The organism is Epibacterium ulvae (assembly GCF_018678075.1).
Classification (GTDB): domain Bacteria; phylum Pseudomonadota; class Alphaproteobacteria; order Rhodobacterales; family Rhodobacteraceae; genus Epibacterium; species Epibacterium ulvae_A.
This window is the reverse complement of the sequence record NZ_JAHHIR010000016.1, coordinates 1-9,934: the sequence shown is the minus strand read 5'-3', so window position 1 is coordinate 9,934 and position 9,934 is coordinate 1. Positions and strand designations below refer to the sequence as shown.

At 57.5% G+C, this 9,934-nt stretch carries 11 protein-coding genes and 1 pseudogene; 7 read left to right on the top strand and 5 right to left on the bottom strand.

Going from position 1 to position 9,934, the window contains the following annotated elements:
- A partial coding sequence (locus tag KMP13_RS04110; RefSeq protein WP_215264290.1) for an IS66 family transposase occupies window positions 1-414 on the top strand: 414 nt, incomplete at its 5' end.
- Between the two features lie 12 nt (window positions 415-426).
- Here the strand turns inward: KMP13_RS04110 and KMP13_RS20765 are convergent.
- The 5 genes and pseudogenes from KMP13_RS20765 to KMP13_RS04090 all read right to left on the bottom strand — a co-directional run.
- Window positions 427-536, bottom strand: a pseudogene (locus tag KMP13_RS20765) (IS5/IS1182 family transposase); the annotation flags it as partial.
- Between the two features lie 51 nt (window positions 537-587).
- Complete coding sequence (locus KMP13_RS04105; protein ID WP_215264291.1) at window positions 588-1,763, bottom strand: pyridoxal phosphate-dependent aminotransferase; 1,176 nt, start codon at window positions 1,761-1,763, stop codon at window positions 588-590.
- Between the two features lie 53 nt (window positions 1,764-1,816).
- Complete coding sequence (locus tag KMP13_RS04100; RefSeq protein ID WP_215264289.1) at window positions 1,817-2,767, bottom strand: NAD(P)-dependent oxidoreductase; 951 nt, start codon at window positions 2,765-2,767, stop codon at window positions 1,817-1,819.
- Between the two features lie 34 nt (window positions 2,768-2,801).
- The gene (locus KMP13_RS04095; protein ID WP_215264288.1) at window positions 2,802-3,716 is read right to left on the bottom strand and encodes a hypothetical protein; all 915 of its coding nucleotides are present in this window, start codon (window positions 3,714-3,716) and stop codon (window positions 2,802-2,804) included.
- Between the two features lie 221 nt (window positions 3,717-3,937).
- Window positions 3,938-4,135, bottom strand: a complete 198-nt coding sequence (locus KMP13_RS04090) for a hypothetical protein (RefSeq protein WP_215264287.1) — start codon at window positions 4,133-4,135, stop codon at window positions 3,938-3,940.
- A 398-nt stretch (window positions 4,136-4,533) separates the two neighbouring features.
- Between KMP13_RS04090 and KMP13_RS04085 the strand changes: the two genes are divergently transcribed.
- The 6 genes from KMP13_RS04085 (at window position 4,534) to KMP13_RS04060 (ending at window position 9,907) form a co-directional block, all read left to right on the top strand.
- Window positions 4,534-4,854, top strand: a complete 321-nt coding sequence (locus tag KMP13_RS04085) for a hypothetical protein (protein ID WP_215264286.1) — start codon at window positions 4,534-4,536, stop codon at window positions 4,852-4,854.
- Window positions 4,855-5,024: 170 nt separating this feature from the next.
- On the top strand, window positions 5,025-5,897 hold the full coding sequence (locus tag KMP13_RS04080) for a LysR family transcriptional regulator (protein WP_215264285.1): 873 nt from the start codon (window positions 5,025-5,027) through the stop codon (window positions 5,895-5,897).
- Window positions 5,898-5,983: 86 nt separating this feature from the next.
- The gene (locus tag KMP13_RS04075; RefSeq protein ID WP_215264284.1) at window positions 5,984-6,865 is read left to right on the top strand and encodes a DMT family transporter; all 882 of its coding nucleotides are present in this window, start codon (window positions 5,984-5,986) and stop codon (window positions 6,863-6,865) included.
- Between the two features lie 80 nt (window positions 6,866-6,945).
- A complete protein-coding gene (locus KMP13_RS04070) occupies window positions 6,946-8,097 on the top strand; it encodes an alpha-D-ribose 1-methylphosphonate 5-triphosphate diphosphatase (RefSeq protein ID WP_215264283.1) in 1,152 nt (383 codons plus the stop codon).
- A gap of 402 nt (window positions 8,098-8,499) precedes the next feature.
- Window positions 8,500-9,126 (top strand): RNA ligase family protein, encoded by a 627-nt coding sequence (locus KMP13_RS04065; protein ID WP_215264282.1) that lies wholly within the window; start codon window positions 8,500-8,502, stop codon window positions 9,124-9,126.
- Between the two features lie 304 nt (window positions 9,127-9,430).
- Entirely contained in the window at window positions 9,431-9,907 is a 477-nt protein-coding gene (locus KMP13_RS04060) for a hypothetical protein (protein WP_215264281.1), read from the top strand.
- Window positions 9,908-9,934: the final 27 nt, after the last annotated feature.

Here is a 9,934-nt window from a genome sequence, read left to right as displayed (position 1 = left end):
GATCGACGCGCCGCTCTCAGACCAGCACAGGCAGGGCCGATCTTCGATGATCTGGAAACCTGGCTCCACGCCCCACTGCCAAGCACCTCTGGCAAATCGCCGCTGGCAGGTGCAATCCGCTATGCCCTGACGCGCATGGCACGGCTGCGACCTTACCTTGATCATGGCTTTCTGGAACTGGACAACAACACAGCCGAACGGGCCATGCGATCCATCGCAATCGGGCGCAAGAACTACCTGTTCGTCGGATCACAGACCGGCGGCCACGCCGCCGCTATCGCTTACACCCTGATCGAAACCGCCAAATTGAACGATATCGATCCCCAGGCATGGCTGGCGGACACTCTCGCCCGCCTCCCAGACTACAAGATAAACCGTGTTGACGATCTCCTGCCTTGGAAAATCTCCCCATAGAGGCGGTCAGGCCGGACGCTTACCCTCCCACGGCACGATGGCGTCAATCTCGACCATAGGGTCACGCTAGGCATCAAGGCTCACAAGCGGTCTGAAAGATCAGAGAAACCCATCTGAGCCATCGTCAAACCCCTGCCGCCGCAGGCCCGCCGCCTTCTATCCCAACGGAGAGGTCAGGGAAATGTTCGAGGTACCCTGAAGTCAATCATGCTCTTGACGGCAGAGTGAAGAACCTCGTCGGGTACAGTGAGCGCCAGGCGGACCAGCGATGTGGCCGTGGCACCAAAGGAGCTTCCGGGCATCACTGCCACGCCAAAGTCCTCAAGCAGACGCCAGGCAAAGGTCTCGCCATCCAAGCCGGTATTGGCGACATCAATCATTATGAACATCCCACCTTGGGGCAGGGCGGTCGAGAGGACAGGACTATCGCTCAAGGTTTCGTGGATCATATGCGCGCGGCGATCAAACGCGATGCGCATGCGTTCGGCCGTGTCAAAGCTTCCGCGCAGGGCCGCTTCGGTCATATCGGCGATGAAGGGTTGGTTGCCAAACAGCATGGTCTCGGAAATTGGCAAGATGCGGCGTGACAATTCGACCGGGCCAATGGTCCAGCCGCTGCGGAAACCGGTCGCCGCAAATGTCTTGGAAATCGAGGAGGTGACGATTGTGCGCTCTCTCAACGCAGGGATTTCCAGCGGCGAGGCGAAGGGCGTGCCAAAAGTGAGACTCTCATAAACCTCATCACAGACAATCCAAAGGTTGTGCTCAATACACAACGCGCCCAGCTCCTGCAGCGTTTGCCGGGACAGCACCGCTCCGGTCGGGTTATGCGGGGTGTTGAGCAATAGGACTTTACTGTCTGCCGTGATGGCAGCGGCCAAGTCGCTGGCTTGCAGTTCAAAGTTATGCTCCATGCGCAAGGGCACAGGCTGCACATGGGCACCAGTGGCCTGGACCACACCTTCGTAGGTCGCGTAGTAAGGGTCGCCGATCAGGACACCGTCTCCACTCTCCGCCAAAGCTTGGATGATGGCAAACAGCGCGGTCTGCGTGCCGGGGAAACACAAAATATTGTCGGATGTAATGTCCGGGAACCGATGGGCGTAGGTTTCGATCAGAGCTTCGATGAGATTTACCTCACCACGGCCATTGGAGTACCGTGTACGTCCCGCCCGTAGCGCTTTGACACATTCTTCCACCAAGCCCGGATCCGTTGGCACGTCTGGCTCACCGATGGTGAGGTCGATGATCGTTTCACCTGCAGCCTTTCGAGCGCGAGCGGCATTGTGTAACGCCCATTTGTCGCCGCCGAGATCATAGAGGCGGTCGGTAATGGCGGCATATCGCAGTGTCATTGGGCAAAATTCCGTGAAGCAAAATGTTGGTGGGGCGCACGCATCCCTTAGTATCCACGCGACCGTGCGATAGCGAGGCGCAGCGGGGTGCCATCACGCAAGGCGCGCGCTGTTTCGACGACCTGCGCGGTGACAACTTCTGGCATGGTGTCACTGGCAATATGGGGCGTGATGCGCAGGCGCGGGTCGGACCAGAACGGATGATCCTGCGGCAGCGGCTCGGTGCGAAAGACATCCAATGTGGCACCTGCGAGCTGTCCGGTCTCAAGGGCGGTCAACAAGTCATTTTCGACAAGATGCTCGCCGCGGCCAATTTGGATCAAACGGGCGCCGGGGTTCAGGCCGTCAAAAAGCTCAGCATTCAAAACGTCTTCTGTCGCGCTTGTCAGGGGCAGCACGTTGATCACGTAATCGGCGCCCTTGGCGGCATCCTTGTTTGCGGTGTCCCCGGTAAAATAGCGCACACCTTCCAGTGGCGCGTTCGGGGCAGAGCGACTGGCGACTTGCATGGTGAAGCCAAGAACGTTGAGCGCTTCGACGACGGCTTGCCCCATTGTTCCGTTCCCCAGAACCGCAACAACGCTCAGCTCTGGTGCGCGCATTGGCAAAGGTCGCCATTGCGTGCCCTGTGCGTTTTGCATCATCTGGCCAAAGTCGCGTTCGTAGTGAAGCACCTCATGCGCGGCAAATCCGGCCATCAGGGCGGCTTGCTGCAGGTCACGCACGCGCGCTATGGCAATGTCTTCGCTCAATCCGGGATGGGCCAGCAAGGCGTCCACACCGGCACCGATCGACATGGCCAAGGAAAGATTTGGATAGCCTTCGAAATCCCGCGGCCCCGGCAACCAGCAGAGTGCAAATCGAATGTCTTGTGGATCTGTCACCTGATCAGGCCGCAAGATCTGGACATCATCAGCGGTCAAAGCCGCGCCATAGAGGTCTTCCAGATCCAAGGTTTCGCTCAGATAAACGCCGAGAATGGGGGCGGGATGGGTCATCATGTATCCTACAGGCAAATCAGTCCGTAGGACCTTAGCTAGGTTTGGCCTGTATGACACAGACTTCGTGATAAAGCGGACGGTCTGGGTCGTCTTCTTGCAGTTTATGCGCATCGCTTGCGCTAATTGGCGTATCACCTTCTGGATCGGCAAAGAATGCACAGACCAGATCCTGCTCAAGCCCGGTGCCTTGCATCGCTTTTTCCAACGTCACAAAGAAAGAGATGTCTGTGCCCGCGTCCTGTTTCACGATGCGCGAATGCAGCACTCTGGGCGCATATCCGTTGGCTGCGAACATGGCGCAGATCGTTGCGCGTGGAATGCGCGCGCCGAAGTTCAAAATCAGTTCTGCCTGGGGGGCGGCTTTCTTCACGCGGCGCAACAGCGCTTCGTTCAAGCCAAGTCCGACCGAGTTGAAGGGCAGGCAGTTGAATATCGACCAGGGGTAATAATGCGCGATATGATCCGCGCTGCGTTCCTGGGCTCCTTCGCCAAGGTCCACATCATGGGCATCACGAAAGGCGGCAAATGTCTCATCATCGGGGGAGGTCACCTGGGGCAGGCAGGCAATAACCACGTCGGTTTGGGCGATCTCGGTTTGGGCCGCATCCGTGTCAATAAGGCTCACCGGGCCAAGGATCGGGTGAAACCGGTCTGTGTCGGCGGGGGCGAGTTCCGCCACGTTCTTTGTTGCAAGCTCGGCGAGGCGTGGATCCAGATCGCTGCCCGATACCCGGGCCGCCTTGAGCTTTTTCAACAGGAAGACGGCATTCATTCCGGTGCCGATGCCAACTTCATAGACGCGCTTGCCTGTCAGGTTTGCGATTTCCAGCCCTTCTTGGAACGTCTTTGTCCATGGATCTGTGGGATCAAAGGCAAATTCCGGCACATGTGGTGTGGATGTTGCAGGTGACGGCTTCGTGGTCTCGGGAGCATCGCTCGCGGGCATAATGGATCCTCATGCGAACACAGCCAAAGTATATGCCACGTTCTTCGTAAATTTGCTGAACACAAGCAGGGCCGACAGGATGACCGCCGATCCACTTGGGGTTTCTTCTCAAGAGCAAAACATCTGAAGCCTGACGCGGAGGCCGGTCTCATCAAAACTGTTTGGTCAGTTCGGAATTGAAGCTCTAGGTGCACGCGAAAGGCGCAGTGGGCCTCAAATCCTTAGCAAACTTCCATGACGGCGACACAGGCGCTTTCGGATTGTAGGCCAGATTGAATGGCATCCTGGCAGCAGTCTTCGCTGATCTGCACGCAGACTTTAAGGTCATCCAGTGACGTGCAGTGCAGAGCTTGCTTGATCCGAAGTACGGCAAGCGCTTCGGGCAGGCCGCGGCAATCAAGGTTCTGGTCGGAATTCATGGTCGTAACTCCTTGTGTCTATCAAATTTGCACACGAGGGAGGGGCCGCGTGTGTCATGTTGGCTCGTGTGGAGTAGGTCCAAACAAAATTTGGCTACATAAATACTCCCAGGACGCCTCGGTGGGGTGAGGGTCCAGTCGTGTAACGATGGCGACTTGTGATGTGGGTCTTTTATAGCTTGTTGCATTCACCGCGAATACAACCTTGTCTCGATCCCTGACGATTTAGCGAAAATCTATCGGCTATTCTTGACGGCTTGATGAAATAATGGTCGTTTTCCGGCAATTCCTGTCGTTTTTGTCCTGGGAGAGGCGCTGTTGATCGATGGTTGAGGCCGCAAACCGGCGAACTTCCGTTTCCTTTTGCCTTTTAAAGGCAGTTGATAGATAGCTGCGACATGTCACGCAAAGATCCCAGACGCCGTATCGTCGTCACCCTTTCATCTGCGCAGCGAGAGCTGTTGCGCCAGGCCGTCCTGCGTTCTGGGCGCAAAGGGTCCTTGGCAGACCGGTTGCGACGCATTGTGACGTTTGAGCTTATAAACGGGCTTGAGGACTTGGGTGCGTCCGCCGCGACAGGCTCGGGCCTGCCACTGCAATTGCCGCACAAACTGCGTGTTCAGATTGAACATCTGGCCCACGATTGGAGGCAGACGTCGTCCTATGTTGTGCAGCAAGCTTTGGCGCAACATGTGGCTCGGAGTGCATTAGAGGGCTGAGTTTCGGACGCCGTGCTAGGGTGTCTTGGACTTGTTGCTGAACGGGCACATGTTGTGCCGAGGGCTTCGAGGCTGCTATCACTCGCAACCATAAATTGTACATCATATCGGTCAAGTGTTGCGGCTGTGCTCTTGGCAGAGCGATTTGTGAAACGGTAAACTCTTAATATATGGAAAAGCCAGAGCCAGATATTTGGCGCAACTTGGCTGTCCTGTTGGCTGTGGGCGAGGTGCAATCTCCCAATGCGGCAGGACAAGCGCTGGGTCTGAGCCAGAACGCAGTCGCTTCGCGCATTGATCAGCTCGAGGCGCGCATGGGGTCTGTGCTTGTCAAACGCGCAGGCGCGCGCTGGTTCTTGACCGAGGCTGGACAAGGTTTGGCGGAGCAGGCACGCAGCATCGCCGGTCTGGTCGAACGCAGTCGACCGCCCCAGATCGAACCTGCAACTAAACCTGTGGTCCTGGGTTGTCCCGAGTTGTTTTTTGAACATCTCCTGTTGCCAGTCTGGTATCGCATACAGCGCGAATTGCCGGTGCTGCCTATTCGTCTACGCACAGCCCCAAGTGTTTTGCATCAATCTGTGGAAGGCGCCGACCTCACGCTTTGTTTGGCCAAATCACTGAAACCGGGTCAACGCGGGCAGAAGGTCGGGCAGGTGACGTTCGATTTGTACGCGCATCGCCGGTTGCTCGCGAAGCCGTTGAAGGCAGCCCCAAGTCATTTTACGGTCGAGGGCGGCCCGCTCTCGGTGTCGGACCTCACGTGGCCAGAGCTTGGTCCAACCCGGCGCGTCAGCTGTGCCAATCTTGCAATGGTGGCAGCCGCCGTGAAATCCGGACGCGGCATTGGTTTGTTGCCACATTTCGTCGCGCAGCAGGATCCGGCGCTTTTGCGATTGGATGGGGTCAATGTACCTGAATTCTCCCTATGGATCCTGCAGCATGACGACGCCAGCGGGCACGGGCAGAGTGCACCGTTGCGGGATCTTTTGCTGCGTGAGATCGCTCAGTTGTTGAAGCAACCCAAGACTGTCACCCATTAACACCGCACACGGTTTTGTGAGATGGTGATCCTGACCTTGTGTGATTCAACGATAGTTTGATGTGCCTAGGGCCGCTATGGAGTGGCATGCATTTGTTCCTCCTCCTCTGCCTCACCCTTGTGGCCTTTGCCGCCAATTCCGTTCTGGGCCGTGCTGCGGTCGGAGGGGAGCTGATGGATGCTACAGGCTTTGGCTTGCTGCGGCTTACATCCGGTGCGGTCACTTTGGTGGCCCTATGTTTGATGCGGGGACTGCCGCTGCGCCAACCCTGGACATCCAGCCTATGGGGCGCAGCGTCGCTAACGCTTTATATGGTGGGGTTTGCGCTGGCCTATAAGGATCTGGACGCAGGACTTGGCGCGCTGGTGCTGTTTGCCGTGGTGCAGATCACCATGTTTGTCTGGAGCGGGTTGACTGCGCAACGACCCGGCGTCCTGCAACTGGCAGGAGCAGGGCTCGCCTTGGTGGGGCTGGCCTATGTGGTCTGGCCGCGCGATGGTGGTGCGGTTGACATCTGGGCTGCGGGTCTGATGGCGGCGAGCGGCTTAGGTTGGGGGATTTACTCGTTGCTTGGACGTGGCGTGAAGGTTCCGCTGGTCTCAACCGCGTTGAACTTTGTCTGGGCCAGCGTGATGATCCTGCCGGTTCTGCTGCTAGCTGGCGGCGGACAAGTGATCACCATGAATGGCGTTCTGCTGGCGGTCCTGTCGGGCGCGGTGACCTCGGGGCTGGGCTATGCCTTGTGGTACGCGATCCTGCCCCAGCTGACGGCCCCAGTTGCGGCCACCGTGCAATTGATGGTGCCTGTCATCGCCATTTTGGGTGGTGCGCTGTTGCTGGGTGAGCCGATCGGGCTTGCGCTGGTGATCGGCTCGGCCTTGATCTTGGGCGGTATCGCCGTGGTAGCTTTGGCACCCAAACCGAGGGCAGAAGAGCCTGCCTCCGTTACCCCTAAAACCGCGCGCTGACCTGCCACTGATTTGACTTTTGCAGCGGCCACAGGCAAGTGCTGCGCCAAGTCCAACATCAGATCGCGAAAGGTCTATCCATGTCAGCATTGGAGGTCACATTCACCGGCGCAGATGTGCTGCGCCCTGGCGAATTGGTGCGCGGTGATGCGCTGACACTGGGCGGTGGCGTGTTCCAAGACAGCACATGCGCGCGGCGAGTTGATCTGTCCGGATTTCTGGTGGTGCCGGGCATTGTCGATGTACACGGCGACGGGTTTGAGCGCCATCTGGCCCCCCGTCGCGGCGCAATGAATGAGATGGACCAAGGCGTGCTGGCCGCTGAGGCCGAACTGGCCGCGAACGGGATCTCCACCGCAGTTCTTGCGCAGTTTCACAGCTGGGAAGGTGGCCTGCGCGCGCCGCAATATGCCGAACGGGTGTTTGCAGCCATGGCGGCGGTAAAGTCGCAGGTGGTGACCGATCTGATGCCGCAGCTACGGTTTGAGACCCACATGTTGGAGGATTACGCAGACCTCCCGGAGAAGGTCGCCCAATACGCGCTGCCGTATGTAGTGTTCAACGACCATCTGCCCCATGCAAAACTGGCCGCGGGAAAGAAACCGCCCCGTTTGGTAGGGCAAGCTTTGAAAGCCGCGCGCAACCCGGATGTTCATCTGGCGATGATGCAAGAGATGCACGCCCGGCGTGATGAGGTGCCTGCAGCGCTGGATGTGCTCTGTGCACGGCTCGCACAGATGGGCGTGCGCATGGGCTCCCATGATGATCAAACGTGCGAGGGGCGCGCAACGTGGCGCGCGCGTGGCGCGACCATCAGCGAATTCCCAGAGACGTTAGAGGCGGCAGAGGCCGCGCGCGCGGGCGGCGATCATATCATTCTGGGCGCGCCAAATGTGGTGCGCGGAGGCTCGCATAATGGCAATGTATCAGCACTTGAATTGATTGCGATGGGGTTTTGTGATGCGCTCGCGTCGGACTACCACTACCCCAGCCCACGCCGCGCGGCCTTGATGCTGGAACGTGCGGGCGTGTTGGACCTGCCATCGGCTTGGGCGCTGGTCTCAGACGGGCCAGCGCAGCTGTTGGGGCTGTCGGACCGGGGCCGGATCGCTCCGGGTTTGCGCGGCGACCTTGTCATTTTGGAGCAAGACTGCAAACGCGTTGCAGCCACACTCTCAGGTGGGCGGGTCAGCTATATGTCCGGTGAGGTTGCGGCGCGGTTCCTAGCGTAGCGGCGCGGGACGGGGGGCGCCCCTGTTTAAGTGGCGAGACTAGATTATTACTGACGCAGTGGCTTTCTTGCGTCACCCGTATCTCCAGCGGCCCCATGAGAACATCCAACCCAGTCCTCGTGAGGTGGCCAAGCCGGAGCACGGCAGCATGAGGGCGAGCAATAGGGTGAGGGCTCGGGAGACGGTAACACGCCGGATCTCATAGAAGAACAGGATCGAGCCCGCGTCAGACCGTTGCGACTTGCCTCATCGAATCAGCGCAAACATAACGCAAATACATCGCGAGTTCGAGCGTGGCGCGAAGAAGAGTGACATGGATGAGGACACTGACAGATTTCATGACCTGACAGGGCCGCAGTTTTTTGCGACACACCGTTATCCACGAAAATAGGCCCAAAGCAGATGTCACAGAAATACGGACGAACCTATCATCTGCCGCAGTCTCCGGGGCTAACCAAGGACGACCGGCGCATGCCGCATCAAAACGCACTGGCCACAGCGATTGAGGTGGTCGCGACCGAGAAGATGGATGGAGAAAACACAACCATACATCCAGACGGAACCCATCCACGCAGTTTGGACGCCCGCTACCACCCGTCGCGGGATTGGATGAAAACCTTTGCGGCTGGCATAGCGCCGCAGCTTCGCCCCGGTGAGCGGATCATTGGCGAATATCTCTTTGCGCGCCACAGTATTTCTTACCAAGATCTGCCATCCTATTCTCTGGGTTTCGCCTGGAGCTGTGACGGTGTGTTGCAAAGCTGGGATGACACCGTCACCCGCTTTGCTGCGCTCGGGATTGCGCCCGTTCCCGTGTTGTACCGCGGTGCTTTTGGCGACGATACCGCTGCAAACATCGTGTCTGACATGGATTTCGCGACACAGGAGGGGTTTGTCCTGCGCGACGCAGCAGCTTTTCCTGAGGCCGCGATGCCCCTTCACATGGGAAAATACGTGCGCGCAGGGCATGTCCAGAGCGAGGTTCATTGGACCAAAGGGCCCATTGTCAAAAACACCTGCGTCGGTTGATCGACATTGGGTCGCAGTCCAAAGAGACCATCGGTGGCAAATACATGACGTCAAGACAGGCTGTTGTTGCCGGTCAGATGATTGCAAATGTCGTGTTTTAAATAGCTTCCACCTCCAAAAAATTGACGTATTGGGTGGTGCATTGAATGGCTGTATTGAGCCCAAAATTACACCTTGCTTATGGCTTTACTGCGCTTGCCTTATCATAGACATTTTATTGAATTGCCTTGGGACCTTCGCTTATGACTATTTTTCAGAGAGCCTGAATATCAGCACTGCGATAGGGCCAATACAAGCGACAGCCGTGCTCAACGTCGCTGATCTCTCTCGAAATCAGATTTCTTTCCGGGCAACCGGGTTCTTGCCGCAACTTCCGCCAGGCATGAGTGTGAAAAGATGCACGCTATTGTTGCTGGTCGTGGAAGCGTTCGTTGAACTTGAAGAGGTCAGCTTCGATTTAACGTTTTCTACCAAGGCTGTAGGAGCACCCTGCACTGGTCAGTGCCTCGATGCTCAGGAGTGGAGCGACAATGGAAAGCTAGTAGTTATTGGTACAGAAGACGGCGAGGCCCTCAGCTATCGGTTTCCACAGATTGGCTTGGAAGACAAAGCTGTGGTGGAATTGTCAGACCGATCAATGACCTTGAGATTGGCTGATTTGGGCAAACGCAACCGACCATCGTTTCACTTCATTATTGCTGAGAACGATGATCCTGAGCCAGTCGAGTCTTCCGCTTGGTTTGCGGTTGACCAAGCCCATGAGTTCCTTCTTGGTCAGTGACCGCTATGTTTAAGGTTTTTCGATGCG